This is a genomic window from Pseudomonas sp. SW-3, assembly GCF_016615645.1.
In the GTDB taxonomy this organism is placed as follows: Bacteria; Pseudomonadota; Gammaproteobacteria; order Pseudomonadales; family Pseudomonadaceae; genus Aquipseudomonas; species Aquipseudomonas mandelii.
In genome coordinates this window covers 4,595,054-4,621,064 of sequence record NZ_CP067098.1, presented here as the reverse complement: position 1 = coordinate 4,621,064, position 26,011 = coordinate 4,595,054, and the positions used below count along the sequence as shown (strand labels likewise).

The following is a 26,011-nucleotide window of genomic DNA, read 5'->3' as shown; positions in this document are numbered from 1 at the left end:
CAATGCGCCCCGCAACGAAGGTAAAGGGTGATTAGCTCAGCTGGGAGAGCGTCTGCCTTACAAGCAGAATGTCGGCGGTTCGATCCCGTCATCACCCACCACTTACTTTCAACGCTACGCGCAGCGGTAGTTCAGTCGGTTAGAATACCGGCCTGTCACGCCGGGGGTCGCGGGTTCGAGTCCCGTCCGCTGCGCCATATTCGGTAATCTGGAACGCTGAACGCCAGGTCACCACACAGAAAGCCCGCTTTATGCGGGCTTTTTGCTGTCCTGGATTTGGCTTTATTGCTCGGCGTTGCGGCTGTGGCGGTAATCGCTGACCGCTTCGTACACCGCCTTGCGCAGACGGTTGATCCCGCCAATCGGGCGATGAGCCTCAAGCCCGAACCACGGGTTGAACGATTGGTTATCGCATTGCACGTTTAGCGCTGGCGTGTCGAAGTCCTGGGCGGGCAGCCTGATCCGTGCCACGGTTTCGAACGGCGCATCCTTTTCCTTCCATTGGATACTCGTGTCCTCGATCGGCATGTACTTGCCCGGATCCTGGCGCTGGATCTGCAAGACAAAGCACGCGGGCACCCGATCCGTCGACAACTGCTGATTCAGCGCATTGCGTAAAAAATTCGGCAGCTTCTGGTTCTGCGCCGGCAACGTGTAGGCCGGGCAACTGTCAGGGTCGGGCGTCACCCGAAACTTCGCATTGGCGTTACCGAACTTGTAGGGTGAGACCGAAAAGTACGTCGTCTGCGTCGGGCTTTCCGGCGCAGGGGAGAGTGTCGCCAAAGCGATAAACAGATGACGGACCTGCCACGTGCGCGGATCCCATCCGGGGAAAAACGCCATCAGCTTCTTGCCATCGGCCTGGGCGGCCACATTCTGACGGTATTCGGCGACATCGCTGACGAAGAAATTCGGGTGGCTGAACATCACAAAGTCCTGTTCGCCACGGCTTTGTTGATCGGTGAGCAGTTGTTTGCCGGGCACGTCGTGCAACTTGATCGCCATGCCCCGGGCATCGCGGATACTGTCGAACTGTGGATAGGCATTGCCGTTGGACAGCCGCATCGTCGCTTGCCAGGTTTTGCCGGGTTCGCTGAATACGCCCTGACGCAGCGCTTGCGTCAGATCCGGCAGGACCTGGACTTCGGCCTTCACGCAGCCATGTGCCTTGGCGTGCGCATCACGCAGGTAGCGGGTGCTTTCCCGGTGCTGATCGACGATGCGCACGGCCGTCTGGATGATGTCCTGAGTCATCGCCGCTTCGCCATTCGGGATCAGTTCTTCAGCGGATACCGGTCCACTGTGCTGCCAGGCAAACCACGCCGTGGCCAGCGCCCAGCCGAGCACTCCCAGGCCCAGTACCCACAACAGGGTTTTGCCGAGAAAGGCGCCCAACCACATCCACAGTCTGCTCATGGCAATTGTGCCTCCAACGGGCCGCCCAACACTTTCAGATACTCCAGCAGCGCCCAGCGCTCCTGCGGTTGCAGCAGGCGACCGATGACGCCGTTACCCAACTTGCCAGCACGGAATTCGTGGCCGCTGTTGTGATTGCCGGTGATGCGCGTGTCGAACTTGAAGCCATTGGTAAAGGCCTCGGTGCGATAGCCCAGGTGCCTGGGGTCGTACTCGAACGTGCCTTTGAAGAAGGTCGTTGCGCGTTCATCCTGGGGCGAGAGCAGTTGATAGAGGCTTGGCACCGAACCGTTGTGCAGAAACGGCGCCGTCGCCCAGACGCCGGCCAACGGACGGGCCTTGTAGGCGCGCAATTCACGCACGCCAATCGGCAGGCCGAAGCCATCCATCTCCGGACGCTCGGCCTCGGGGATTTTCGCCTCGCGATAAGCACGGTTTCCGACGAAAGCGGTGACGTAGGCCAGGCCTTTGGCTGACGAGAGTTTGCTCATGTCCAGCGGTTCGGCGGGCGGCGGCTGCAACTGCACATCCAGTTTCGCCAGCTCCGCCGGGTCCCATTGCAAGGCGCTGAGGTCGAAGCGATGGTCGGCGATGTTATTGGCCGCGCCCGGGTCTGTGCCGATGTAATCCACCGGCAGCATTTTCAGGTGTTGCACCCAACGCCCGTTGGTCTGGACCGATCGAGGCACGTGGCACCCGGCGCAGTTTTCGCTGAACAATTCGCGACCTTTGACGGCCAGAGGCTTATCGACAGCGCCGAGCAGCGCTTCGGGCCAGGCCGGTGGTTTGAGTCGTTGCAGGGTTTGTTCGATCTGGTGCAAGTCGCGCAAGCGGACACTCGACGGATAGCGCTCGTCACCTTTGAGCGGCTGGCCATTGGCGTCGAAGAAATCCAGGGTGGCACCGACGCCCAGCGCTTCGCCGATGTTGCGGGCCATCGGTTGCTGCGCCGAACCGTTCCATTGCACCCAGTCAAAGGTCCACATGTCCCACAGTTGCGGGTAGTCCACCGGCGCATCCGCCACGCGGTAATTATCAGGTGAAATCGCATCGCCGAAGCTGGCATTGGCAATGCGCCCGAAAGCGTCGGTGCGGCCGGGGCCTTCCTCGGTCGGATAGAGCCCGCGATGGGTATCGTTCCAGGCCACTTTCACGAACGTATTGAGGGAGGCTTTGAAGTCCTGGCGCAACTGTTGGCGGCGGGTGTCGTAGTCCTCGCCCAGCACGTTGCGGGCGAAACGTTCGAATTTCCACGGGTTGTAATAAGTCGAGACCAGACTGGCGACAAGTGCTTGTCCGAAACTGCCACCGCGTAGTGTAGGAACACTGGAAGGCAGGACATGCTGCGCCGAACCGCCGTCGATCCGCACGGCCTGGCCATTGAAACGCAATTCACCGGTGTGGCAGGCGGCGCAGGTGATGTCGAGGAACTCGTCCTGGCTGCCGGGGTTTTGATGGCGGGCAAACCCCACGGGCAAGTTGGCAGGGTTGTTCGGTGTGGGTTTCTGCTCGGGGTCGATCAGGAAACCAAAGCGTGCGAGGTATTCCGGGGCGGCGAAGCGATGTTCCGAGAAGGGCAGTTCGAGTTCCTTGAACCAGTCATAGCGCAAGCCTTTGACCTGAGTGCCCTGGGGGGTGAAGTAGTAAGTCTGGCGGTCGGCGGCGCTCCACTGTTCCAGGTAATGCACCTGTTGTGCGGGGGACCAGGTCGGCAATTTCGGGTTGGCGACGTAGTACAGCACCACGGCGAGGCCCAGCCCCAGCAGCACAGCGAACAACGCCAGCAGGCGGAATAAGAGGCGCAAGATAAACATCCTTGTCGATTTTGTAGCTCTCTTATGCCTCAGTGCTTGAGGTGCGGCAAGTGGCCATTACGCCAGATGCTGTGGGATCCGGTATTCGTCTCTGTGGGGCCCAAGATGACAGAAGCTTCATCGCTGCAATCCCGAAATGCGTTAAAACACCTGAACTTATCAGAAGTTTCCTGCTCTCATGCCGGTAGCCATTGGTCGTGGCCGCCTGATAAGCTCGCGGCTTTACTCGATTGCCCTTTAGGCGCATGAACAAGGAAATAGCATGAAACAGCATCGGTTGGCGGCGGCGGTGGCCCTGGTTAGCCTGGTACTTGCGGGTTGTGACTCGCAGACCAGCGTAGAGCTGAAAACCCCGGCGCAAAAAGCTTCCTACGGGATTGGCCTGAACATGGGCAAGAGCCTGGCTCAGGAAGGCATGGATGACCTGGACTCCAAAGCCGTAGCCCAAGGCATCGAAGACGCCGTCGGCAAGAAAGAACAGAAGCTGAAGGACGAAGAACTGGTCGAAGCCTTCGCAGCACTGCAGAAGCGTGCTGAAGAGCGTATGGCCAAAATGAGCGAAGAGTCGGCAGCCGCCGGCAAGAAATTCCTCGAAGAAAACGCCAAGAAAGCGGGTGTCACCACCACTGCTTCGGGCCTGCAATACGAAGTGGTCAAGAAAGCTGATGGCGCACAGCCAAAGCCGACCGACGTAGTGACTGTTCACTACACCGGCAAGCTGACCGACGGCACTACCTTTGACAGCTCCGTCGACCGTGGCAGCCCGATCGATCTGCCGGTCAGCGGCGTGATTCCGGGTTGGGTCGAAGGCCTGCAACTGATGCACGTTGGCGAGAAGTACAAGCTGTACATTCCTAGCGAGCTGGCCTACGGCGCCCAAAGCCCAAGCCCGGCGATTCCAGCCAACTCGGTGCTGGTATTCGACCTGGAACTGCTGGCGATCAAGGATCCAGCAAAAGAAGACGCCGCCAAGTAATCAGCGTCTGCTTTAAAAACAACGCCTCGCTTTATGCGGGGCGTTGTTGCATCTGGCGTTCAGCGAGGGTAAACAAAGCGAACGGATGCTGTACGGTGCAGTCATAGCCATTGAGGACGCCGTGCTAGCCGCGCCGGCGCGCCAAGTCAATGAAATCTTGGGTTTTTTTATGTGAGTAAAAAACGCCCGATCTGAGTTGAGCCCTTATGAAACGGGGCTTTCAGCCGTGAAATATAGCTCTGTTCACAAGGTTATCCACAATTTGTGTGGATAACATTTCAGCGGGAGGAATGATGAAAGCACCTTGGAATTTCGCTCGTTTCCTGCCACTCGCCGGACGCCTGCTTGCCCGTGGACGTTTGCCGACCCTGCTGTTCGCCGTCGCCAGCAAAGGGGCCAGTCAGGGCAACCGATTGGGCAAACTCAAGGACGATCTGCGCCTGATGCAGGCACTGTGCCTGGCCTACTGGCGTGGGGAGTACCGCGCCATCAGCCCGAAGGCGCTGATCTCGGTGGTGGCCGGCCTGATGTACTTCCTCAGTCCGGTGGATGCGATCCCCGACTTCATCCCGGTATTCGGCATGCTGGATGACATTGCCGTGCTAGCCTGGTTGATGAAAGTCCTCGACGATGAACTCAATGCGTTCCGTGCCTGGCGCAAACGTCAGTTGCCGGAGAAGCTTGCGGTGGTGGAGCGGCTCCCCGATACACCTGAGCAACTTCAGCTTCAAGGCCCGAAAAAAACCTGATTCGATTGAGGATCGTCCTTATATTCATACCCCCCGCGACCGTGGCCGCTGTTAGGATTACACTTCTAGGGAAAAGTGCCGACTCGCTAAGTGTCGTTGTCCTACGGGGAAGTCATGGATATTCAGATAATCACACGCGAAGGCGAGCCCGAATACGCGGTTTTGCCGTGGGCTCAGTACCAGGCTCTACTGAAAGCAGCAGGCATCAACCAACAACCGGCGCCCGACACGCCGGCGCGTCAAGCAACATCATCAGACCCGATTCTTCCAGATCTGGATCAACTACGCAGTTTGCGCGAAGGGAAGGGCATCGCCATCGAGGCGCTGGCCCGCACGGTAGGCATCAGCCCGTCTTATCTGGCCCTGATCGAAAGTGGCGAGCGTCTACCCGACGCTGCGATTCGCCGCAGTCTGGCCTGGGAACTGACGGTGCCAGGGTGGAGGGATGAATCGTGAGCGTCCGCATCAGTCGTCAACATTGGGACGGGTTGTTGGGTGAGCTGGATCAGGCCCGCCGCCAACGGCATCTGCTGACTTATCGAGCCTTGCTGGAACGTTTGCAGTTGCCCACGCCGGCCATGCAAACCCTCACCGCTGCGCTGGAGCATCTGGCAGCGCTGGACGCCAAGGCCGAGCAGCCGCTGCGCAGCTCGCTGGTGATCAGCCAGGGCGCCAGCCGCCTGCCACGCACCGGTTTCTTCGAATGTGTCGAGCGTCTGGGGCGTTTCTCGGGACCGTCCGACGGTGTCGCCGCCGCCTCATGGCACGCTTCGGAAGTGGTGCGCGTGTTCGAATACGAATACCCGGAATCGGCGGAGGCCTGAGTGTTTTTACGCCTCAAGGCACGGGCCAGTTACTGGCTGGCCCGCCGATTGTTTCACTGGTCGTGGTTCGTGCGACAGCCCCGCGGCTGGAGCTGGCTCGAAGGTCAGTTCGCACGGATGGCCAATCTGGGTGATGTCGGCGCGCAAAGCTTCTATGGCCACATCCTGACCTTTCGTGGCGTTGGCCTTGGGGCTCGCGAGGAGGGTGTGCGATTGCTGCGCCTGGCGGCTTTGGCGGGGGATGGCAAAGCGGCGTATCAGGTGGGAGTGATCAGTTTGGCGGGGACGCCGAGCAAGGCGCCGGATCCGGTGGAAGCGGCGAGATTCTGGGAGATGGCGGCGAAGGCGGGGCATCCGTTGGCTGAGATGAAGCTTAAAGAGCTGGCGTCTCGGGAGGACGCGAAGTAGGCGTGGGTGGTTTTTGTAGCCAGTCATGGCTGATCAGGGATTTACCCTACGCAGTTCTCAGCTTCTCCTGACTTCTTTCCTGATTATTCCCCCGCAAAGTGCTGCGCGTTTAATGCTGTGGAAAACCATCGGAGATTTCCTTCGAGTTGTGGCGGCTTTCATGAACTGGTGCGAAGGAAGTTCACCCGATAGCCTTTGATGGTCACTGAACACTCAGTGGTGGGGTGTAGGAACCCTTTCGGCATCGGTATTGCGTAAGCGTCGAAACCTGATTTGCGGCCGTTAATGTGCGTCCGTAACATCTATTGCGGCGGCTGTGCGCGGGCACGCTTCGGCGTGGTCGAGTCTCCGATGCTCGGTATTCCTACCCCGCGTATAGCTGCCACCCAAGCCTGTAGGAAGGTTTTTGGCAGCTCCCATTGTCATCGGAAGGTCTCAAATGCCAACACTTCATCCTGATCCACCCTACGAAAAGCCAGTTTCCCATCCGAAAAACCGCTTCATGGCGCTGACAAGCAACTGCAGCGACATGCCCACCTTGTTCGTCGACACCCATGCGCCACTCGATATTCTGACCGACGCCGCCCGCTACCGAATCCGAGCCGTCACCCAAGTGCTGGAGAACCTCTCCATGCGCGGTTCAGTTGAATGCGATTCCATGATCCTCAGCGACTTCGCGTTGCTTTGCGCCATTCCGTTGCGCGATGGCTGTGATGTGCTGGATGTGGTTGGGCGGCGGCTGGGGGCGTGGTCAGTAGCGGATTGAATCCAGAGATTTTTGTTGTGTGGTCTGGCCTCTTCGCGGGCAAGCCTCGCTCCTACGGGAGATGGGTAGTCCACAATAGTTGCGAACGACAAAAACCCCTGTAGGAGCGAGGCTTGCCCGCGAAGGCGTCCGTTCAATCACCGCTGCCCGATGATCAAATCCTCGTTTTGCACCGGCACCACCAAACTATCAATCACATACACGCTATACCCCGCCACATTCTTCGCGTGATGCTTGGCCTGCGAAGCCATCTCTGCCAACTGGCTCGCATCGAGTTGTCCACAGGCCTGTGGGTGTAAATGCACGACGCCAATCGACAATGACAGCAGTGGAAACTCCTGGCGCATGCCCTGGCGATTCGGTGCGATAAAGCAGCCGGCTTCCAGGTGTTCGCTGCGGTAGAAGCGTCGGCACTGGCTGTGGAAGTCGTCCAGCAACTGGTTCAGACGTTTGCGCCAGTCTTCCGGGCCGAGCACCAGCAGGAAATCATCCCCGCCGATATGGCCAACGAAGTCGCGGGCCGGGTCCACCCGATCGTTCAGGCATTGAGCCAGACACAGCAGGACTTCGTCCCCACGGCCGTAGCCATAGATGTCGTTGAAGGGTTTGAAACTGTCGATGTCGACGTAACAGATCACCGACTCCCGCTCCTGTTGCAGCAGCCGCGTCAGGCATTGCTGGATGGGCACGTTGCCTGGCAACAGGGTCAGCGGGTTGGCGTAGCGGGCCTGCTGGATTTTCAGTTCGGTAATCAGCTTGAGCACATCGATCACCCGGCCCAGGCCCAGATAGCCGCCGTTGAGGGTGATGATGAAGTCCTCCTCGATGCGCTGGCGCGCGCGGCTGGTGATCAAGCGACTGACTTGTTGCAGTGACTGGCTCATCTCCACGGCGAGGAAGTCGTCGTTCATCAAGCGGCTGATGGGCTTGCGTGCGAAAAGGTCGGTAGCAAAGGGCTTGAGCAGTGCGTCCGAGAGCGAATGCCGATGGACGATGCCGCAGGGATGGCCTTGCTCGTCAAGCACCGCCAGTGAGTTCAGGTTGGCCTGGCGGCGGAAGGCTTCCAGCACCGTGGCCGTCGGTGTGTCCCGGGCCACGGCCGGTTGGTCGTTGAGCAAGGCGCTGAGGTCACTGGCGTCATCATTCAAAGCCACTGCTGTGCTTTCCCGTTTTGGCATCAAGACTCGGGCGTCGCGAGGTGGATGCTCTTGAGGCCGACACAGCAAGTAGCCTTGCACCAGATCGACGCCCATCTCGGTCAACACCGCGAGCTCTTCCGGCAATTCGATGCCTTCGGCGATCACTTGTGCCCGTGAGGCTTTGGCGATTTGCAGGATCGAGCCGACGAATTCACGTTTGAGGGCATCCTGGTGAATGCCGTCGATAAAGTGCCGGTCGATTTTCACGTAATCCGGCCGCAGCTCGGACCAGAGCCGCAAACTCGAATAACCCGCCCCCAGATCATCGAGCGCAATGGAAAAACCCATCGCCCGGTAGTGATGCAGGGCATTTTGCAGCAACTGGAAGTCGTCGGTCGGGGTTTGTTCGGTGAGTTCGATCACCACCTGGCTCGGCGGGATGCCGAAGTCCTGCAGCAATTGCAGGGTGCGACCCGGTTGGTGAGCGGCTTCCAACAGGGATTCCGGAGAGACGTTGAGAAACAGTTTGCCCGGCAGCTGTTGTTCATTGAAGCGTCGGCAGGCACTTTCACGGCAGGCGATTTCCAGCTCGCTCAAGCGACCGGCCTGGCGGGCAACCGCGAACAATGCGATGGGGGAGTGCAGCGGACTGTTCGAGGGGCCGCGAGTGAGGGCTTCGAAGCCGACAATGCGTCGCTCAGAGACGGAAATGATCGGCTGGAACAGGCTGTGCAAACCGCTTTGAGCCAGAATGGAACTCAATGCACTCAGCTGTTCGGTGGTGGTCATGGCGATCTCTGGCGATAAAAAAAGGACTGGGAGCCATGAGCTCCCAGTCCTTTATTTCACGACAGAATGATGACTGTTTGATGACGCTCCGGGGAGCGTCAGCATTAAATTGCCATCATTTTAGTGCTTGGCGACCGCGGTGTTGAGTTTCAGGTAGTCCAACAGAATCCGCCCGGTCTCGCTCAAGTAGGCATCGTCTTCTGGCTTGGTCTTGTCCGGCTCGGCCGCGATGGCGTCTTCGTCTTCTTTCTTCAGCTCTTTGAGCGGCTCTTCGCCCTTGGCCTTGCGACGGATGTTTTCCATCACCAGTTGCTTGGCTTCGATATCGGCGTGTTGCGCACGGCGATCAGTTTCATTGAGGCTGACGGTTTTCTCCGTCATCAGCTTCTGGGCCAGGGCCAGCTTGTCGCGAATGAACACGAATTCGGCGTCTTTGGCCGTGCGCACGTCATGCTCGGATTTGAGCTGCGTGATGTACGGTTTGAAAGGGTCGGCCGCCGGCTTGATGGCCGCGCGGATGGTGTCCCACGGCATGGCTTCCGGCAGGGCGCTTTCGCCGATTTCCTTGGTGTCGATGATCGACGGGTAATCGATGTCCGGCAGTACGCCCTGATGCTGGGTGCTCTGGCCGGAAACCCGGTAGAACTTGGCCAGGGTCAGTTTCAGCTCGCCATGGTTCAACGGCTGAATAGTCTGCACGGTGCCTTTACCGAAGGTCTGGCCACCGATAATCAGTGCACGGTGGTAGTCCTGCATGGCGCCGGCAAAAATCTCCGAAGCCGAGGCGGACAAGCGGTTGACCAGCAACGCCATCGGGCCTTTATAGAATGCGCCCGGGTTTTCATCTTCCAGCACATCGACACGGCCGTCGGCATTACGCACCAGCACGGTCGGACCTTTGTCGATGAACAGACTGGTCAGCTCGGTGGCTTCCTGCAGAGAGCCGCCGCCGTTGTTGCGCAAGTCGATGACCACGCCGTCGACTTTCTCTTTCTGCAGCTCGGTCAGCAGTTTCTTGACGTCGCGAGTGGTGCTCTTGTAATCCGGATCGCCAGCACGGAACGCCTTGAAGTCGAGGTAGAAGGCCGGGATCTCGATGACGCCGAGCTTGTAGTCCTTGCCATCCTGTTTCAGGTTGAGCACCGACTTCTTCACTGCCTGGTCTTCAAGCTTCACCGCTTCGCGGGTGATCGGCACGATCTTGCTGGTCTGGTCGTTTGGCGCATTGCTGGCCGGAATCACTTCCAGGCGCACCACGGTGCCTTTCGGACCACGGATCAGCTTGACCACTTCGTCCAGGCGCCAGCCGACCACGTCGACCATCTCTTTGTTGCCTTGGGCAACGCCGATGATCTTGTCGGCCGGTGCAACCTGTTTGGTCTTGTCGGCCGGGCCGGCAGGCACCAGGCGCACGACTTTCACCTGGTCGTTATCGCTCTGCAACACGGCGCCGATGCCCTCGAGGGACAGGCTCATGTTGATGTCGAAGTTTTCCGCGTTATCCGGCGACAGATAGTTGGTGTGCGGGTCGTAGGACATGGCGAAGGTGTTGATGTACGCCTGGAAGATATCTTCCGCACGGGTCTGGTCCAGGCGCGCCAACTGGTTTTTGTAGCGCTTGGTCAAGGTTTCCTGAATCTGCTTGGAATCCTTGCCCGCGATCTTCTGCCGCAAGACTTCGTCCTTGACGCGTTTGCGCCACAGGTCGTCGAGTTCTGCGGTGGACTTGAGCCAAGGGGCGTCCTTGCGATCGATCAGCAAGGTTTCCTTGGTATTGAAGTCGATTTTGTCGACGCCCTTGTTCAGCTCGGCAAGGGCGAAGTCCAGACGCGCTTTGACGCGGTCCAGGTAGCGCTTGTAGATGGTGAACCCGGCGTTGAGGTCGCCGCTTTTCAGGAAGTCGTCGAACTGGGTCTTCCACTTGTCGAATTCGGCAATGTCGCTGGCCATGAAGTAGCTGCGCGACGGATCCAGCAGCTTGAGGTAGCTGTCATAGATGATCACGGAGCGCGCGTCATCGAGCGGCGGCTTGCTGTAGTGATGGCGCTTGAGCAGTTCGACGACGTTCAGGCTGGCGATCACTTCGTCACGATCAGGCTGAAGCTTGTCCCAGCTATTGGCTGCGAATGTATTGCTCGACATCGGCAACAGGCCGATACCAATGAATAGGGCTAGGGCGGTGCTGGGGAAAAAATGCTTCATGCTGATTCGACGCGGAGACAATTGATCACGCATATTAGGCCGTCTTTGAAGTCGCCGGTTCCACAAAGGGCCGGTCACATAATGCAAGAAAGCCCGGCGCTACAGCTACGGGCTCAGTCCAGACTCACTATGGAGGCACTGTGAAAGCATTGCAAGGCGTGGAAGGTCAAGTGGAGTGGGTTGAAGAGCCCAGTCCTACATGCGATGTAGGACAAGTTCGGATTCGAGTGGCGGCAGCAGGCCTCAATCGCGCCGATTTGTTACAGAAAGCAGGGCTTTATCCGCCACCGCCGGGAGCCAGTCAGGTACTGGGTCTTGAGTGTTCGGGGGTGATCAGCGAAGTCGGCCCGGGCTCGTCCTGGCAGGTCGGCGATCGGGTCTGCGCCTTGCTGGCCGGGGGCGGGATGGCCGAAGAGGTAGTTGTCGACGGACGGCATGTGCTGCCGGTCCCCGAAGGTTTGTCCCTGGCCGAGGCGGCGGCGTTGCCGGAAGTGTACGCGACCGTCTGGCTGAATTTGTTTCAACTCGCTGCGCTCAAACCGGGTGAGAAAGTTCTTCTGCACGCAGGAGCAAGTGGAATCGGTTCAGCGGCCATTCAGCTATGCAAGGCCTTTGGCAACCCGTGCTGGGTCAGCGTCGGTTCCGCCGAGCGTCTGGCTTATTGCGAAGCGCTGGGTGCGCAGGGGGGTGTGGTGCGCACGGGCGACCTGGACAGCTTGCGCGACCTGGGACCGTTCGATGTGATTCTCGATCCGGTCGGCGGCAACTACGCCGCGCTGAACCTGAAAATGCTGGCTCTGGATGGTCGCTGGGTGCTGATCGGCTTGATGGGCGGTCGTGATGCGAACCTGGATCTGGCGCAGGTTCTGGCCAAGCGCGTGCAACTGCTGGGCTCGACGTTGCGCAGTCGTGATGAGCAGTTCAAGGCGGATTTGTTCAGTGATTTGAGCCAGCATGTGTGGCCGTTGTTTGCTGAAGGGCGGTTGAGTCCCCAGTTGGCGAAGACCTACCCGATCAAGGACGCAGAAGCGGCGTTTGCGGCGTTGGCGAGTAATAAGGTGGCGGGGAAGCTGGTCCTGATAATCGACCCAAGCCTGACCTGAAGGACACACTGAACCTGTAGGAGCGAGCGGGCGGCGCTCCTACAGGGATATCGGTTACTTCCAGATATGGATTGGCCAGCCGGCTTTTTCGGCGTGCTCAAGCAACACCGGATCCGGGTTCACCACGTGTGGGAAATCCACCTTCAACAGCAGCGGTAAATCGTTACGCGAGTCGGAATAGAAACTCGCACCTTCCAGATTCTCCTCTTCCGCATCCAGCCACTCCAGCAACCGGACGATCTTGCCTTCGCGGTAGGTCAGGGTGCCGACGGTCTGACCGCTATAAACGCCATGCGTCACTTCCAGTTCGATGGCGAGAGTCTCGTCGATGCCCAGACGGTCGGCAATCGGCTTGACCAAGTGCGTGCCCGAGGCCGAGATCACCAGAATCCGGTCACCGGCCTTGCGATGGGCGGCGATGGCTTTGGTGGCGTCACTGAAGATGATCGGCTCGATGAAGTCTTCCACCCAAGGCCCGACCAAATGCTCGACCTCTTCCGGTGTGCGCCCGATCATCGGCTCCAGGCTGAAGGTCATGTACTCCTCCATGCGCAGTTTGCCGTGGCTGTAAGCGTCCATCAGTTCGTTGTTCTGACGCATGAACGACTCGGGATCGACCCAGCCCAGGCGGCCCATTTGCGCGCTCCAGAGGGTGGCGCAGTCGCCGTGGATCAGGGTTTCGTCCAGATCAAAAATTGCCAAGGCCATTAGTGCGGTTCTCTCCGAGAACAGCTTCAAGCGGCAAGTTTCAAGCCGCAAGAAGTGATTGAGGTGGTGAGCAGTTTACAACTTGTCGCTCGCAGCTTGCAGCTTGCAGCTGTTTTCAAGCTACTTCACACAGGGCAGTCGGATCGATGGAAAGTGCCAGGCGCTGACCATCGGGGTGCAGATCGGCCGCCGAGCGGTTCAGCACATCCACCACCAATTCCACGCCCCGGGCTTCGACCCGATAGCGAATCACGTTGCCCAGCAAACTGTGGCTGCGTACTTGCGCATCCAGCTCGCCATTGAGGCTCAGCTCGATGGCTTCCGGGCGAATCGCGATGCGGTGGTTGATCGGCCGTTGCAGCAGTTTCGAGGCGCTGTCGGCGTCCAGCAGGTTGTAGTTGCCGATGAAACCGGCGGCAAACACATCCACGGGCGCGGTGTAGAGGGTTTCGGCGTCGCCGCTCTGTACGATCTTTCCCTGATTCATCAGGAAAATCCGGTCAGACATGGTCAGGGCTTCTTCCTGATCGTGTGTGACGAAGATCGTGGTCAGACCGAGTTCACGCTGGATCTGACGGATCTGTTCGCGCAGGTGCTTGCGAATCCGCGCATCGAGGGCCGACAGTGGTTCGTCCAGCAACAACAGCCGCGGACGGGTAACCAATGAGCGGGCGAGGGCCACGCGCTGGCACTGGCCGCCCGACAATTGATGCGGGTAGCGCGCGGCGAAGTCATTGAGCTCCACCAGTTTCAGCACTTCGACGACACGCTTCTGGCTGTCGTCGGCGTTGACCTTTTGCATGCGCAGACCGAAGGCGATGTTCTGCTCCACGGTCATGTTGGGGAACAGTGCGTAACTCTGAAACACCATGCCAATCCCGCGTTTCTGTGGGCTCATCGGAACCAGATCGACGCCCTCCAGCAGAATCTTGCCGCCATCCACCGACGTCAGGCCGGCGATGCAACGCAACAGCGTGGACTTGCCGCAACCGGACGGGCCGAGGAGGGTGACGAACTCACCTTTCTGGATTTCGCAGTTGATGTCGCTGAAGACGGTGGTGCCCGCGTAATTTTTTTGAAGATGTTGGACGCTGACATAGCTCATTCGCTTTTGTCCTTGTTCAAGATATTGGCCGCCCAGGTCAGAACCAGCACAAAGAAGAAGTAGGAAATCACCAGCGCACTGGTGAAGTGGCCGCTGCTGTTACGCATGTTGTTGAGGTAGACCTGCAAGGTTTCGTAGCGGGTGCCGACCAGGATGTTGGCGAACACGAATTCACCGAACAGGAACGAGAACGACAGCAGCAATGCCACCATCAACCCCTTGCGCAGGTTCGGCAGCACCACCAGGAACGCGGCTTGCCAGGTGCTGGCGCCGAGCAGTTGCGCGGCGTCCATCAGGTCGCGCAGGTTGATCGCTTGCAGGTTGTTGGTGATCGCCCGGTACATGAACGGCAGCGCGATGGTGAAGTAGCAGCCGATCAGAATCCACGGCGTACCGACCATCGCAAATGGCCCGGAACCGTAGAGCTGCAACAGCCCCACCGAGGACACCACCGGCGGCACCGCGAAGGGCAGCAGGATCAGGATGTTCATCAGCGCATCGAGTTTGGGGAAGTGGTAATGCACCACGAACAGCAGCGGCAGAATCAGCACCACCGACAGAATCAACGCGCCGACGCACACCAGCAGCGACTGCCCGAAGGCATGCAGAAAGCGCGGATCGCTCCACAGCTGGATGTACCACTTGAAGGTAAAGCCGCTCGGTAGAATGGTCGCCGACCAGCTGCTGGCGATCGAGTAGATCAACGTCCCGGCCAGCGGCAACAACAGAATGGCAAACAGCACGTACACCACCACCCGGTGATAGACACCGGCGGGGCCCAGTTCAGCGCGAGACATGGTAGCTCCTCTTCAACAGCAGCTGATGCACGATGGTCACCAGGGTCATCAACGCCACGAGTACCACGGCCAGCGCGCTGGCCAGGTTCGGATCCAGGGAAATGTCGCCGGACACCATCGCCGCGATGCGGATCGGCAGTACGTTGAAGTTGCCGGTGGTCAGCGCGTAAACCGTGGCGTAGGCGCCAAGCGCGTTGGCCAGCAAAATCACGAAAGTGCCGAGCAGCGCAGGGGTCAGCACCGGCAAACCGATGTGGCGCCAGAACTGCCAGCCGTTGGCGCCGAGCAGTTCGGCGGACTCACGCCAGTCTTCGCGCAAGGCATCGAACGCCGGATAAAGCAGCAGCACGCCCAATGGAATCTGGAAGTAGGTGTAGAGAATGATCAGCCCGGTCTTCGAATACAGGTTGAAGTCCTGAATGATCCCGGCCTGCTTGAGCATGATGGTGAAGCTGCCGTTGAACCCCAGCAAAATGATGAAGGCAAAGGCCAGGGGCACGCCGGCGAAGTTGCTGGTCATGTTGGCGAAAGCATTCACGAAGTTACGCAGTTTCGAGTCGACCCGGCGCAGGGAATAGGCGCCGAGCACCGCGATGATGATCCCGAATACGCTGGACCAGAAACTGATCTCGAGGCTGTACTGGATCGCTTGCAGATAGAACTTCGAATTGAAGATCTTGGTGAAGTTGGCCAGGCCCCAGCCGAACTCTTCCGATTGCAGGCTGTTGATCATTACCCAGACCAGCGGCGCGATCTCGAACACGATAAAAAACAGAGCGAAAGGCACCAGGCACAACGCTGCCAGCCATTTACCACGGGTCATGGCATTCACTTGAGCAGCTCCCGGCAGACAGGTTTGTCGTGGGCCACGCCCAGCAGTTCGCAGACCGTGCCGCAGATGTCAGTCTGTTTGGGCGCGGCGCTGGTGTTGAAGCTGAAGGCATCGCCCAGGACAAACAGCGGCACTTCCCGTTCTTCCGCCAGCAGGCCGTTGTGCGAGCGGTCGTTGTTCATGCCGTGGTCGGCGGTCACCAGCACTTGGTAGCCGGCGTCGAGCCAGGTTTGCAGGTAGTCGGCCAGGATAATGTCCACCGAGCGGGCACTGTTGCGGTATTGCGGGGTGTCGAGGCCGTGCTTGTGCCCGGCGTCGTCGATGTTCATGGGGTGGATCAACAAAAAGTTGGGCGCGTGGCGCAGACGCAGGTTTTCAGCGTCGGCGAACAGGTGCGAATCCGGGTAGTGATCGTTCCAGTAGAAGTGACCGTGCTGGATCGGCAGGTCGGGGTTGTCGGTGTGACGATCCCGGGCGGCCTCGAACGGCGAGCGGTTATACAATTCGCTGACCCAGTGATAGGCCGCGGCGGCGGTAGTCAGGCCGGCATCCGTGGCGTAGTGATAAATGCTGCGCTGGTTGGACAGGCGCGCGACGTTGTTGTGGACGATGCCGCTCTCGATGGGCGGGACGCCGGTGAGGATGCATTCGTAAAGTGGTCGGGACAGGGCCGGCAGTTCGCACTCCAGTTTGTAGAGTGCCGCGCGTCCTGCGCCGACGTAAGCCTGCAGGTGCCCCAAGGCGTGGCGCGCGACTTCATAGTTGAGGCCGTCGAGCACGACAAGGATGACGTTGTGCTTCATAGGGGCAAAAACTCCGCGAAACAGACATTCATAAAACTTGAATTCACCACGGTCCATTGTGGGAGCGAGCCTGCTCGCGAAGGCGTTGAGTCAGTCAACACAGGTGTTGAATGTCAGTCCGCTTTTCGCGAGCAGGCTCGCTCCTGCATTTGGATCTCCATCAGCCCGACAGAAGTCGGGCTACAGGGTTATTTCATTTCAACAAGGACTTCTTCGTTCCACTTCTGCGGCAAAGCCTTGGAAGTCTTTTCCCACGCATCCGCGTCTTTGATCGGCGTGACCTTTTTGTACTGCTCGTTTGGCAGCAGCTTGGCCTGGACGTCAGCCGGCAGCTTGATGTGCTCGGCGCGGATTGGACGGGCATTACCTTTCGCCAGGTTGATCTGACCGGCATCGCTGAAGATGTATTCGCGGGTCAGCTTGGCGGCGTTCGGGTTCTTCGCGTATTTGTTGATGATGGTGGTGTAGCCGGAAATCACCGAACCGTCGGAAGGGATCAGCACCACGTAGTCATCGGGGTTCGCCATCTTGGCCTTGTAGCTCAGGCCGTTGAAATCCCAGACTACGCCGACTTCGATTTCACCCTTTTCCATCGTGGCGATGGTCGGGTTGGCCATGGACAGGCGGCCCTGCTTGGCGATATCTGCGAACAGCAACAACGCTGGCTGCAGGTTCTTTTCGTCGCCACCGTTGGCCAGTGCGGCGGCCAGTACACCGTTGGCGGCCTGGGCGGCGGTGCTCACGTCACCGATCGACACCTTGTATTTACCGGTTTTCAGATCCGCCCACTTGGTCGGAGCTTCGGAACCGTGCAGCAGCTTCTTGTTGATGATGAACGCGATGGTGCCGGTGTACGCCAGTGCCCAGTTGCCGTCCTTGTCCTTGGCCCAGTCCGGGATCTGGTCCCAGGTGCTTGGCTTGTAGGGTTGCACCACGCCTTGTTTGACCGCGATCGGGCCGAAGGCTGCGCCGACGTCGCCGATGTCGGCACTGGCGTTGTCTTTCTCGGCGGCGAACTTGGCGATTTCCTGCGCCGAGCTCATGTCGGTGTCGATGTGTTTCAAGCCGTATTTCGTGGCCAGGTCTGCCCAGGTGCCTTTCCAGTTGGCCCAGTCATCGGGCATGCCGACGCTATTGACCGCACCTTCCGCTTTCGCAGCGGCTTCCAGGGTTTTCATATCATCAGCGGCCATGGCGGCGCTGCACATGGCAATGGTCGAGCCTAACAGTGATGCCAGGAAAAGCTTTTTCATCCGAAGCTCCTTTGGGCGTTTTCAACGCTGCGATTGCGGTTGTGTTGGTCTAGGTCAGCAATACCTGAGCCAATTTAGGCGCCGCTGATGACATTTTGATGTCGACGATCGGTCGGCCTACATTTTTCGAGCGGTGATGCTCAGGCTTGCGAGTAAGCGTAGACCATGGCTAAAGGGCTGATACGAAAGGACTTGGCCGTGAATTTGCAGGTGTCTGGCGCAACCGTTCGGCGGCTTTGTCATCTGCCAGTCACAAGCAGTGCCTAGGCTTGCAGGGAGTTGATGGAGCCAGTTTGAATCACGGTTCTGCCCCGAAACAGTGCTGGTCTAGTCCAGATAGGTAACGTTGATGCGCATCGAGACAACCAAAGCGGTGACAGCCATCGGGCAGGTTCTGCAGGAACAGCTTGACCATGGCCTGTTGGCGCCCGGGAGCAAACTGCCGGCCGAGCGCAAGCTCAGTGAGTTGTTCGGCACCACGCGTATCACCGTGCGTGAAGCCTTGTTGCAACTGGAAGCCCAAGGGCAGATTTATCGGGAGGAACGCCGTGGCTGGTTCGTGTCGCCACCGCGCCTGGCTTACAACTTGATGCAGCGCAGTCACTTTCACGCGATGGTCAGTGCGCAGGGGCGGGTGCCGTCCACCGAGGTGATTTCGGCGCGGTTGCAACCGGCGTCGGCGGCGGTGTGTGCGTGGTTGCAGTTGCCGGCGCTGTCCAGTGTGATTCAGATCTGCCGGGCGCGGCGCATTGATGAGCGGCTGGTGCTCTATGTGGAGCACTACCTGAATCCGCAGTACTTTCCGGGGATTCTGGATTTCGATCTGAATCAGTCGATCACCGAGTTGTACGCCAGGCATTACGACTTGCACTATGGTCGGGTGCGTTTCGAGATCGTGCCGACGGCGTTGTCGGTGGATGCGGCGGCAGCGTTACGGGTGTCGGTGGGGAGCCCGGGGTTGCGGATTGCTCGGGTCAACTACGATCAGCACGAGCGGTTGATCGATTGCGACCTGGAGTTTTGGCGCCATGATGCGATTCATGTCGGGGTGGATGTGGTTTAGCCAGGGAGACCGCGTCGCTCCCATCGCGAGCAGGCTCACTCCTACATTGGAATGCATTTCAAATGTAGGAGTGAGCCTGCTCGCGATGGCGTCCTCACAGCCACCCTATCAATCAAGTAGCAGATACATCCTTCTGCGGCCCACCACCGGCCGTCAGCACCTGCACACTCATTCGCGGCATCGCCAGGTCCATCCCGGCCTCATCCAGATGCCGCTTCAGCGACAGATTGAACGCCCGTGAAACCTCCCACTGCTTGATCGGTGCAGTCTTGAACCGCGCCCGAAGAATCGCGTTGCCCGACTCGAAACTTTCGACACCCTGGATCTCCAGTGGCGACCAGATATTGCGCCGTTGCAGCGGGTCGGCGCGCATTTTCTGGCCGACTTCGCGCATCAGCTTGATCGCCTCGTCGATGTCCATGCTGGCGGGCACCGCCACCCGGAAGATCGCGTAGCCGAATTCCCGGGAGTAGTTCTTGATGCTTTTGATTTCGCTGAACGGAATGGTATGGACGATGCCGTCGATGTCCCGCAGGCGAACGGTGCGGATGGTCAGGCCTTCGACAGTGCCGAGGTGGCCGCCGACATCCACGTAGTCATCGATAGCCAGGGAATCTTCGATGATGATGAACAGGCCGGTGATCAAATCCGCGACCAGCGATTGCGCACCGAAACCGATGGCCAGGCCGATCACGCCGGCACCGGCCAGCAGTGGCGTGACGTTCATGCCCATGTTCGCCAGCGCGACGATCAGCGCAATGATGAAAATCGCCACGAACAGCACGTTGCGGATCAGCGGCATCATTGTCTGCGCGCGGGCGTTGGCAAGGCCTTTGCGCGAGCGGGTGAGGGCGTGGTGCACCGCGGTGTCGCTGAGGATCCAGATCAGCCAGGCAAAAATCAGCGTACCGGCGAGGCTGAACAGTTTGACGCTGACTTCATGGCCTTCGCCTTCGGTGAAGGCAATCAGCGACATGCCCCAGACCCGCAGGCCCAGTTCGATGAACACCAGCCAGACCACGAGGTGGGCGAGGGTGTAGAAGAAACTTTTCAGGCGCTCTGAATACAGCGCATGACGCTTCACACCCTTTTGCGGTTTAAGCGAATGACGACGAACCAGTCCGTTGATGACCATGCACAACACCAGCAGCACGGTGCAGATCAGCGCCTGGCGCAGTGCGGTGCTGGTGTCGCCCGCCGAGACGAAGGTGGCGAACAGCGAGATGCCCACCAGCACCAGCGCGGGCACGTACCAGAAGGTGCCGAGAATCTCGATGGTGTCGCTGAGCGCGCGGCGCGTCAGACGTCGGGACAACGGCTGGTTGCGGATCAGGTGGGCGATGGGGCGGCGGAAACGCAGGATGAACAGCCCGGTGGACAGCGCCGCCAGGACGTTGGCGACGGTGGCGGCGGAGTGGGCCAGGTGACTGCCCAGGCTGGCGACCAGGCGCGGATCGCTCAGTGCTTCACCGAATGCGGCGAAACTGCCGATCAGCCACAACGGTCGAAAGGCTTGATGGCGCAGGATGTACAAGGCCCGATGACGATGCGGGCCGTCGAGCAAGGAAAACGCGATCACGCAGATCGCCGAAAAACAGGTGCCGACCACCAGCGCGTAGGCCAGCACCATGGCCAGGCTTTTGCCCAAGGATGAGGGCAGGGCATAGCTCATGTAGACCGTGATGACCAAGGCAATCAGCCACGGCCCGAGTTTGCGCAGGGCGAAGCGCAACATGTCCAGGGCCTTGGGGTGTTGCGGCAGTTCTTCGGTGAGGCCGAAGCGCATGCGCACCCGGTGACTGACCCAGATCAGCGCAGCGGCCAGCAGGCTCCAGACCATCAGAATCATGGCGAAGGCAAAGATGATCGGCAGCCACTCGTTGGCCGGCAGCATCAGCGCGGTCAGTTCGTCTTTGGCCAGGTCAAATTCTTCGGACCAGCGCGTGAGCGGGCTGTCGGCACCGGAAAACTGTTTTTCGAAGGTGGCCAGTGTGCCGCCGATCAGGCCGAGCACGCCTTCTTCGGCGGCCGGCTGAGCTTTTTTGGTGACGTCGCGCAGCTTTTTCAGGTCCGCCAGCAGTTTGCTCCGCTGCTGATCGTTCTCCAGCGACTTGATGACTTCGTCCAGTGATTGGCCCAGCGGTTCTTGCGCTTCTGGCTGGGCCTTGGCCGAACTGTTGAGCAAGCCCGGCAAACCGACCGCCTGGGCAGGCGCCATCGGCAGCAGCGTCATCAGGCAGACAAGGAAGAAACACGGCAGGGCGAAAAGACGAGCGAACACTAGGCGGTCAACCTCGGGGGGGACGGATCGGCCGAGTGTACGAGCCCGTCAAAATCAATGCGAGCCAGGGGCAGGATTTATTCGTTGAGTTTGGCGAGGATCTTGAACACCACGGTGGCAAGGATCGTCAGCATGCCGATCCACATGGCGAACACGCCGGCGTTTTTGTCGCGGAAGTTGAAGCCGATTGCCAGCAAGATCATCCCGGCGAGAATGGGGATCAGCATGGCATGGAATGAAGACATCGAGATCATGGGTGACTGCCTTGTCGAAGGGGATAGCTTAAGTCTAGGTGGCTTTTGGGCGACCGGTGGTCAGAGATCAATCATGAATGCGGCACGATCATTGTGGCGAGGCAGCTTGCTCCCGCTGGGTTGCGAAGCAACCCCAAACCCAGCTATCGCGATCTATGAGACAGCACACATTCACCGGGGGTTGCGACTGCTGCGCAGTCGAGCGGGAGCAAGCTCCCTCGCCACAGATAGCATTCCGGCCATTCATTGGCGCGAAATTACGGCAATTCCTGGCAGGCGTAGAACGCGCTCAGCACTTTGACCAGGTGGGCCAGGTCGTGGCTGCCGCACAGTTCACGGATCGAGTGCATGGCGAACGTCGGCAGGCCGATGTCCACGGTGCGCACGCCCAGGTGGCTGGCGGTGATCGGGCCGATAGTCGAGCCGCAGCCCATGTCGCTGCGCACCACGAAGCTTTGCACCGGCACTTCTTCGGCCATGCACAGATGGCGGAAGAACCCGGCGGTTTCGCTGTTGGTGGCGTAGCGCTGGTTGCTGTTGACCTTGATCACCGGGCCGGCGTTGAGTTTCGGGCCGTGGTTGGCGTCGTGCTTTTCCGCATAGTTGGGGTGCACGCCGTGGGCATTGTCGGCCGAGACCAGCAAGGATTTCTGAATGGTGCGCACGAATTCGTCACCTTCAGGCAGCAGGCGACGCAAGGTTTGCTCGAGCATCGGACCATCGGCCCCGCACGCCGAGCAGGAACCGACTTCTTCGTGGTCGTTGCACACCAGCACGCAGGTTTCGTCGGTTTCCGCGGTCAACAAGGCTTGCAGGCCGGCATAGCACGACAGCAAGTTGTCCAGGCGCGCGCCCGCGATGAAGTCGCCATGCAAACCGATAATGGCGGCGCTCTGAGTGTCGTAGAAGCTCAGCTCGTAGTCGAGCACCACGTCGGCATTCAGGCCATGTTCCAGCGCCAGCTGATTGGTGAGCACGGCGCGGAAGTCCACACGCTCGTCACCGGCAAATTGCGCGAGGATCGGGGGCAGTTCGGTCTGGGCGTTGATGGCCCAACCCATATTGGCTTCACGATTGAGGTGGATTGCCAGGTTCGGGATGGTGGCGATCGGCGCCTTGAAGTCGATCAGTTGGCTCTCGACCTTGCCGTCGCGGCGGAACGTCACGCGGCCGGCCAGGGACAAGTCGCGGTCAAACCACGGCGCCAGCAGCGCACCGCCGTAGACTTCGACGCCCAGTTGCCAGAAACCCTGGCGCTGCAATTCCGGCTGGGGTTTGACCCGCAGGCACGGGCTGTCGGTGTGGGCGCCGACCAGGCGAATGCCGCCATGTAGCGGCGAATGCCGTCCCATCTTGATCGCGACGATCGACGAGTCATTGCGGGTGACGTAGTAACGACCGTTGGCTTCAGTGGTCCAGGGCTCGCGCTCGTCAAGGCGCACAAAACCCGCCGCTTCCAGACGCTGAACGAGGCTGGCAGTGGCATGGAACGGGGTAGGGGAGGCCTTGAGGAAGTCGATCAGGCCTTGGTTCAACTCTTCGCGCATAAGAAGCTCCAGACAGCAGTGGGCGGGAGTTTAACGTATTGGCCGAGGCCTTTGGGCATGACGTGAACCGGTCACGTCAGCTGGCAGCCTCTACCCGCTTTTTCAGGTACTTCATGATAATCCGCTCATCTTCTGGCTTTTCTGGCTTGGGCAATTGCGGGGGCCAGGCGTTCTGATGAGTCTCCAGCAGCTTTTTCTGTTGAGCCTTGTCCCAGCGAAGGATCTCCCGCGAGGCACATTCCCACCATTCGTGGCGGCAGGCCGTGTAGTACGGATGATCGGGTGCCGCGCTGCCGTAAAGCAGATCGCGGCCGACTTTGCGTAGGGCGCCACTCTGGTTACGCAGCTTCCATTTGATTTTCAGGCGCTGCCAGGCCGATGGGAAGGGTTTGACCCGCGGCACGTCCTGGCACAGTTCGACCAGCTCCTGGCTGAACCGCTCGCCATGCTGAGAAAAGAAATACGCTTGCATCGCATGGAAAAAGCGTTTTTCCGCGAAGTAGTGATAGATGTATTTTTTCGCTTCATGAACCGGTTTGTCGCGCATGGCGAACGACAGGGCGATCTGCTCGATGGTGTGGATGTCGAAGCCGTCCCGGGTCCATTCGTCGATGAGCGTGATCGACTCTTCGAACAAGGCGCCATCTCCGTCGGTCACGCCGCACAATCCGCTGTTGTACAGCTTGAAACCATTGTCCGCGCTGACGCCGTGAGCCTGCAGGCAACCGCCGAGCTTCACATAGTCGGGACGTTCACACACGTCCTGCCAGTCGTACTCGAAGCGATCCATCAAGTAGTGCTGCGGCTGAATCTGGTTGAAAATCAGGTTCGGGTCGCTGGTGAACAGCGTGTCGGTGTCGACGAACAGGGTTTTTTCAGCCAGTTGCAAGCCGGCGGCAATCGCGCAGGCCTTGCGACGATGGTGATAGCCGTTTTCGCCTTGCCACAGGGTCAGGGTTTCCTGGGTCAGCATGACCGTTTCGACCGGCCAGCCGGCGTAGTCCTGAGGACGATCCGTGAGGATTCGGATGCTCGGGAGCTTGCCGTTCTTCGCGTGGGACAGCGCGGTCAAGATACTGAACTTGGCTTCGCGCCGGTAAACGTCCTGGTTGCCGTAGATCAGGTACAGCAGTTGGTGTCGGGTTTTCTTGACCGGTGTTGCCGGGAATTCGGTAAAGCTCATCGGGATGGGGATCCTTTTGCTAAAGCAGGCGACTGCGTGTCAGGCAGTGCTTAAAACGGTGCGGGGCATTCGAAGCGCAAGCGTTCACCGGTTTGCGGATGGGTGAAGCTGAGCATGCTGGCGTGCAGGCACAGACGCGGCCACGCGGCCAGCGCTTGCTCGTGGGCATAAAGCCCGTCACCCAATAGCGGGTGGCCGATGGAAAGCATGTGTACGCGTAGCTGGTGGGAACGGCCGGTGATCGGCGTCAGTTCGACGCGGCACCAGTCGCCACAACGTTCCAGCACTCGCCAGAAGGTCAGGGCGTGTTTGCCGAACTCGTGGTCCACCACATGGCGTGGCTTGGTCGGCGGATCGTAGCGCAAGGGCAGGTCGATGCTGCCGCTGTCCAGTTCCGGTTGTCCCCAGCACAGGGCTGTGTAGGCTTTTTCGGTTTCGCGGTCGTGAAATTGCCGAGACAACTCGCGATGAGTGTCCGGGTCACGGGCCAACAGGATGATGCCGGACGTTTCCCAGTCCAGGCGATGGACGATTCGCGCTTCCGGGTAGCCGTTTTCTTGCAGGCGGGTGATCAGGCAGTCCTTGTTGTCATCGGCCCGGCCAGGGACAGATAGCAGCAGGGTCGGTTTATCCACCACCAGTACGGCGGCGTCCTGATGGATGATGCGGATGTTGGACAACGGCATTAAAACAGCCTCGTAACAAACGCCAACGGCGACTCAGGCCCCCGCATCCGTAGGAGCGAAGCTTGCTCGCGAACACATCATCTCGGTCTATCAGATACACCGAGTTGCCTGCTTCGCGAGCAAGTTCCGCTCCTACAAAAGCGTAAGGGCCTGAGCCGCCGTGGCTCCCGCTGGACCGACTAGCGATCCGGCAGGGTGATATTGAGTTCCAGGATCGAGCAGCTGCCCTGGTTTTCCAGCGCGACATGCACGTCGTCGGACCCGATATTGACGTACTTGCGGATCACTTCCACCAGTTCCTTCTGCAAGGCTGGCAAGTAGTCCGGCGTACTGCGTTGGCCGCGTTCATGCGCCACGATGATCTGTAGACGCTCTTTCGCTACCGACGCGGTGCTGACCTTTTTGCTGGCACGAAAGAAGTCAAAAAGATTCATTATCTACCTCCAAACAGGCGCTCGAAGAAGCCCTTCTTCGTGATATCGATAAATCGATGCGGCTTTTCCTTGCCCAGCAGACGATCGACTGCATCGCTGTACGCCTGACCGGCGTCGCTCTGGTCGTCGAGAATCACGGGCACGCCCGAGTTGGAAGCCTTGAGTACCGCTTGGGATTCCGGGATGACACCCAGCAGGGCAACCGCCAGGATTTCCTTGACGTCTTCAACGCCCAGCATTTCGCCATCGCTGACGCGCTGCGGGTTGTAGCGGGTCAGCAGCAAGTGTTCCTTGATCGGGTCTTCGCCGTTTTCGGCGCGACGGGATTTGCTGGCCAGCAGGCCCAGCATGCGATCCGAGTCACGTACCGAGGACACTTCCGGGTTGGTCACGATAATCGCTTCATCAGCGAAGTACATGGCCAGGTGGGCGCCTTTCTCGATGCCGGCCGGGGAGTCGCAGACCACGTATTCGAAGTCTTCTTTCAACGCCATCAGGACTTTTTCTACGCCTTCCACGGTCAGCGCGTCTTTGTCGCGGGTCTGACTGGCGGCCAGGACGTAGAGGTTTTCCAGGCGTTTGTCTTTGATCAGGGCTTGTTGCAGGTTGGCTTCGCCGTTCACAACGTTGACGAAGTCATACACCACACGGCGCTCGCAACCCATGATCAGGTCGAGGTTACGCAAACCGACGTCGAAGTCGACGATCACTGTTTTGTGGCCGCGCAGTGCGAGGCCGGTACCGATAGCGGCGCTGGTGGTGGTCTTACCCACACCACCCTTGCCGGATGTAACCACTAGAATCTTGGCCAAGGTGTTTCACCCCTAAGGAAAAAGGACTTTTAGCCCCTGAAAAACATCTCTTGAAAAACTACTGCAG

General features: G+C 59.4%; 25 protein-coding genes and 2 tRNA genes. 10 read left to right on the top strand and 17 right to left on the bottom strand.

Annotated features, from left to right (window positions below):
* Nucleotides 1-25 precede the first annotated feature (25 nt).
* Nucleotides 26-101 (top strand) — tRNA-Val (locus JIO00_RS20695).
* Nucleotides 102-120: 19 nt separating this feature from the next.
* Nucleotides 121-197: transfer RNA gene (locus JIO00_RS20690), tRNA-Asp, on the top strand.
* A gap of 85 nt (nucleotides 198-282) precedes the next feature.
* On the opposite strand, the gene JIO00_RS20685 is transcribed toward JIO00_RS20690, so the two are convergent.
* On the bottom strand, nucleotides 283-1,416 hold the full coding sequence (locus tag JIO00_RS20685) for a catalase family protein (protein WP_083376028.1): 1,134 nt from the start codon (nucleotides 1,414-1,416) through the stop codon (nucleotides 283-285).
* Nucleotides 1,413-3,221: a di-heme-cytochrome C peroxidase gene (locus JIO00_RS20680; RefSeq protein WP_200666756.1), complete on the bottom strand. Its 1,809-nt coding sequence runs from the start codon at nucleotides 3,219-3,221 to the stop codon at nucleotides 1,413-1,415. Before JIO00_RS20680 ends, JIO00_RS20685 begins: the two co-directional genes overlap by 4 nt.
* Before the next feature lie 271 nt (nucleotides 3,222-3,492).
* Between JIO00_RS20680 and JIO00_RS20675 the strand changes: the two genes are divergently transcribed.
* The 6 genes from JIO00_RS20675 to JIO00_RS20650 all read left to right on the top strand — a co-directional run bounded on the left by JIO00_RS20675 (nucleotide 3,493) and on the right by JIO00_RS20650 (nucleotide 6,953).
* A complete protein-coding gene (locus JIO00_RS20675) occupies nucleotides 3,493-4,206 on the top strand; it encodes an FKBP-type peptidyl-prolyl cis-trans isomerase (RefSeq protein WP_010456752.1) in 714 nt (237 codons plus the stop codon).
* A gap of 293 nt (nucleotides 4,207-4,499) precedes the next feature.
* On the top strand, nucleotides 4,500-4,955 hold the full coding sequence (locus JIO00_RS20670; RefSeq protein WP_010456751.1) for a YkvA family protein: 456 nt from the start codon (nucleotides 4,500-4,502) through the stop codon (nucleotides 4,953-4,955).
* Nucleotides 4,956-5,069: 114 nt separating this feature from the next.
* On the top strand, nucleotides 5,070-5,411 hold the full coding sequence (locus JIO00_RS20665; RefSeq protein ID WP_200666755.1) for a helix-turn-helix domain-containing protein: 342 nt from the start codon (nucleotides 5,070-5,072) through the stop codon (nucleotides 5,409-5,411).
* On the top strand, nucleotides 5,408-5,779 hold the full coding sequence (locus tag JIO00_RS20660) for a hypothetical protein (RefSeq protein ID WP_003223109.1): 372 nt from the start codon (nucleotides 5,408-5,410) through the stop codon (nucleotides 5,777-5,779). The genes JIO00_RS20665 and JIO00_RS20660 overlap by 4 nt, the downstream gene beginning before the upstream one ends.
* On the top strand, nucleotides 5,780-6,187 hold the full coding sequence (locus JIO00_RS20655; RefSeq protein WP_077748156.1) for a sel1 repeat family protein: 408 nt from the start codon (nucleotides 5,780-5,782) through the stop codon (nucleotides 6,185-6,187). It abuts the gene before it with no gap.
* Nucleotides 6,188-6,626: 439 nt separating this feature from the next.
* Entirely contained in the window at nucleotides 6,627-6,953 is a 327-nt protein-coding gene (locus JIO00_RS20650; RefSeq protein ID WP_200666754.1) for a hypothetical protein, read from the top strand.
* A gap of 137 nt (nucleotides 6,954-7,090) precedes the next feature.
* Here JIO00_RS20650 and JIO00_RS20645 read toward each other — a convergent pair whose 3' ends face one another.
* Nucleotides 7,091-8,881, bottom strand: coding sequence for a bifunctional diguanylate cyclase/phosphodiesterase (locus JIO00_RS20645; RefSeq protein WP_102595825.1), 1,791 nt, complete (start codon nucleotides 8,879-8,881; stop codon nucleotides 7,091-7,093).
* 120 nt (nucleotides 8,882-9,001) lie between these two features.
* Complete coding sequence (locus JIO00_RS20640; protein ID WP_172962143.1) at nucleotides 9,002-11,083, bottom strand: carboxy terminal-processing peptidase; 2,082 nt, start codon at nucleotides 11,081-11,083, stop codon at nucleotides 9,002-9,004.
* Nucleotides 11,084-11,223: 140 nt separating this feature from the next.
* On the opposite strand from JIO00_RS20640, the gene JIO00_RS20635 reads away from it, so the two are divergent.
* The gene (locus JIO00_RS20635; RefSeq protein ID WP_200666753.1) at nucleotides 11,224-12,186 is read left to right on the top strand and encodes a zinc-binding dehydrogenase; all 963 of its coding nucleotides are present in this window, start codon (nucleotides 11,224-11,226) and stop codon (nucleotides 12,184-12,186) included.
* 54 nt (nucleotides 12,187-12,240) lie between these two features.
* Here JIO00_RS20635 and JIO00_RS20630 read toward each other — a convergent pair whose 3' ends face one another.
* The 6 genes from JIO00_RS20630 to JIO00_RS20605 form a co-directional block, all read right to left on the bottom strand.
* On the bottom strand, nucleotides 12,241-12,894 hold the full coding sequence (locus tag JIO00_RS20630; RefSeq protein WP_200666751.1) for an HAD family hydrolase: 654 nt from the start codon (nucleotides 12,892-12,894) through the stop codon (nucleotides 12,241-12,243).
* A gap of 115 nt (nucleotides 12,895-13,009) precedes the next feature.
* The gene (locus JIO00_RS20625; RefSeq protein ID WP_083376032.1) at nucleotides 13,010-13,999 is read right to left on the bottom strand and encodes an ABC transporter ATP-binding protein; all 990 of its coding nucleotides are present in this window, start codon (nucleotides 13,997-13,999) and stop codon (nucleotides 13,010-13,012) included.
* Complete coding sequence (locus tag JIO00_RS20620; protein ID WP_010456724.1) at nucleotides 13,996-14,796, bottom strand: ABC transporter permease; 801 nt, start codon at nucleotides 14,794-14,796, stop codon at nucleotides 13,996-13,998. The genes JIO00_RS20625 and JIO00_RS20620 overlap by 4 nt, the downstream gene beginning before the upstream one ends.
* On the bottom strand, nucleotides 14,783-15,619 hold the full coding sequence (locus tag JIO00_RS20615) for an ABC transporter permease (RefSeq protein ID WP_154501365.1): 837 nt from the start codon (nucleotides 15,617-15,619) through the stop codon (nucleotides 14,783-14,785). Before JIO00_RS20615 ends, JIO00_RS20620 begins: the two co-directional genes overlap by 14 nt.
* Nucleotides 15,620-15,624: 5 nt before the next feature.
* Nucleotides 15,625-16,431 (bottom strand): alkaline phosphatase family protein, encoded by an 807-nt coding sequence (locus JIO00_RS20610; RefSeq protein WP_010456720.1) that lies wholly within the window; start codon nucleotides 16,429-16,431, stop codon nucleotides 15,625-15,627.
* Between the two features lie 188 nt (nucleotides 16,432-16,619).
* Nucleotides 16,620-17,684, bottom strand: coding sequence for an ABC transporter substrate-binding protein (locus tag JIO00_RS20605; RefSeq protein WP_077748162.1), 1,065 nt, complete (start codon nucleotides 17,682-17,684; stop codon nucleotides 16,620-16,622).
* Nucleotides 17,685-18,033: 349 nt separating this feature from the next.
* On the opposite strand from JIO00_RS20605, the gene JIO00_RS20600 reads away from it, so the two are divergent.
* Nucleotides 18,034-18,747, top strand: a complete 714-nt coding sequence (locus JIO00_RS20600; protein WP_010456716.1) for a UTRA domain-containing protein — start codon at nucleotides 18,034-18,036, stop codon at nucleotides 18,745-18,747.
* A gap of 112 nt (nucleotides 18,748-18,859) precedes the next feature.
* On the opposite strand, the gene JIO00_RS20595 is transcribed toward JIO00_RS20600, so the two are convergent.
* The 7 genes from JIO00_RS20595 to minD form a co-directional block, all read right to left on the bottom strand.
* On the bottom strand, nucleotides 18,860-21,028 hold the full coding sequence (locus JIO00_RS20595; RefSeq protein WP_010456714.1) for a mechanosensitive ion channel family protein: 2,169 nt from the start codon (nucleotides 21,026-21,028) through the stop codon (nucleotides 18,860-18,862).
* A 77-nt stretch (nucleotides 21,029-21,105) separates the two neighbouring features.
* On the bottom strand, nucleotides 21,106-21,282 hold the full coding sequence (locus JIO00_RS20590) for a hypothetical protein (RefSeq protein WP_008031437.1): 177 nt from the start codon (nucleotides 21,280-21,282) through the stop codon (nucleotides 21,106-21,108).
* Between the two features lie 257 nt (nucleotides 21,283-21,539).
* Nucleotides 21,540-22,829: a M18 family aminopeptidase gene (locus JIO00_RS20585; RefSeq protein ID WP_027922480.1), complete on the bottom strand. Its 1,290-nt coding sequence runs from the start codon at nucleotides 22,827-22,829 to the stop codon at nucleotides 21,540-21,542.
* Nucleotides 22,830-22,905: 76 nt separating this feature from the next.
* On the bottom strand, nucleotides 22,906-24,012 hold the full coding sequence (locus tag JIO00_RS20580; protein ID WP_200666749.1) for a hypothetical protein: 1,107 nt from the start codon (nucleotides 24,010-24,012) through the stop codon (nucleotides 22,906-22,908).
* 50 nt (nucleotides 24,013-24,062) lie between these two features.
* Nucleotides 24,063-24,698, bottom strand: coding sequence for an RluA family pseudouridine synthase (locus JIO00_RS20575; protein WP_030131660.1), 636 nt, complete (start codon nucleotides 24,696-24,698; stop codon nucleotides 24,063-24,065).
* Nucleotides 24,699-24,877: 179 nt separating this feature from the next.
* The gene (gene minE / locus JIO00_RS20570; protein ID WP_007898843.1) at nucleotides 24,878-25,132 is read right to left on the bottom strand and encodes a cell division topological specificity factor MinE; all 255 of its coding nucleotides are present in this window, start codon (nucleotides 25,130-25,132) and stop codon (nucleotides 24,878-24,880) included.
* On the bottom strand, nucleotides 25,132-25,944 hold the full coding sequence (gene minD / locus JIO00_RS20565; RefSeq protein WP_010456697.1) for a septum site-determining protein MinD: 813 nt from the start codon (nucleotides 25,942-25,944) through the stop codon (nucleotides 25,132-25,134). The genes minE and minD overlap by 1 nt, the downstream gene beginning before the upstream one ends.
* Nucleotides 25,945-26,011 lie beyond the last annotated feature (67 nt).

Bases quoted from the DNA above. Each gene is read 5' to 3' on its own strand.
- JIO00_RS20645 (WP_102595825.1), bottom strand. From the start codon at position 8,881: ATGACCACCACCGAACAGCTGAGTGCATTGAGTTCCATTCTGGCTCAA.
- JIO00_RS20630 (WP_200666751.1), bottom strand. From the start codon at position 12,894: ATGGCCTTGGCAATTTTTGATCTGGACGAAACCCTGATCCACGGCGAC.
- JIO00_RS20650 (WP_200666754.1), top strand. From the start codon at position 6,627: ATGCCAACACTTCATCCTGATCCACCCTACGAAAAGCCAGTTTCCCAT.
- JIO00_RS20610 (WP_010456720.1), bottom strand. From the start codon at position 16,431: ATGAAGCACAACGTCATCCTTGTCGTGCTCGACGGCCTCAACTATGAA.
- minE (WP_007898843.1), bottom strand. From the start codon at position 25,132: ATGAATCTTTTTGACTTCTTTCGTGCCAGCAAAAAGGTCAGCACCGCG.
- JIO00_RS20665 (WP_200666755.1), top strand. From the start codon at position 5,070: ATGGATATTCAGATAATCACACGCGAAGGCGAGCCCGAATACGCGGTT.
- JIO00_RS20600 (WP_010456716.1), top strand. From the start codon at position 18,034: ATGCGCATCGAGACAACCAAAGCGGTGACAGCCATCGGGCAGGTTCTG.
- JIO00_RS20605 (WP_077748162.1), bottom strand. From the start codon at position 17,684: ATGAAAAAGCTTTTCCTGGCATCACTGTTAGGCTCGACCATTGCCATG.
- JIO00_RS20625 (WP_083376032.1), bottom strand. From the start codon at position 13,999: ATGAGCTATGTCAGCGTCCAACATCTTCAAAAAAATTACGCGGGCACC.
- JIO00_RS20640 (WP_172962143.1), bottom strand. From the start codon at position 11,083: ATGAAGCATTTTTTCCCCAGCACCGCCCTAGCCCTATTCATTGGTATC.
- JIO00_RS20575 (WP_030131660.1), bottom strand. From the start codon at position 24,698: ATGCCGTTGTCCAACATCCGCATCATCCATCAGGACGCCGCCGTACTG.
- JIO00_RS20675 (WP_010456752.1), top strand. From the start codon at position 3,493: ATGAAACAGCATCGGTTGGCGGCGGCGGTGGCCCTGGTTAGCCTGGTA.
- JIO00_RS20580 (WP_200666749.1), bottom strand. From the start codon at position 24,012: ATGAGCTTTACCGAATTCCCGGCAACACCGGTCAAGAAAACCCGACAC.
- JIO00_RS20585 (WP_027922480.1), bottom strand. From the start codon at position 22,829: ATGCGCGAAGAGTTGAACCAAGGCCTGATCGACTTCCTCAAGGCCTCC.
- JIO00_RS20590 (WP_008031437.1), bottom strand. From the start codon at position 21,282: ATGATCTCGATGTCTTCATTCCATGCCATGCTGATCCCCATTCTCGCC.
- JIO00_RS20620 (WP_010456724.1), bottom strand. From the start codon at position 14,796: ATGTCTCGCGCTGAACTGGGCCCCGCCGGTGTCTATCACCGGGTGGTG.
- JIO00_RS20670 (WP_010456751.1), top strand. From the start codon at position 4,500: ATGAAAGCACCTTGGAATTTCGCTCGTTTCCTGCCACTCGCCGGACGC.
- JIO00_RS20685 (WP_083376028.1), bottom strand. From the start codon at position 1,416: ATGAGCAGACTGTGGATGTGGTTGGGCGCCTTTCTCGGCAAAACCCTG.
- JIO00_RS20615 (WP_154501365.1), bottom strand. From the start codon at position 15,619: ATGACCCGTGGTAAATGGCTGGCAGCGTTGTGCCTGGTGCCTTTCGCT.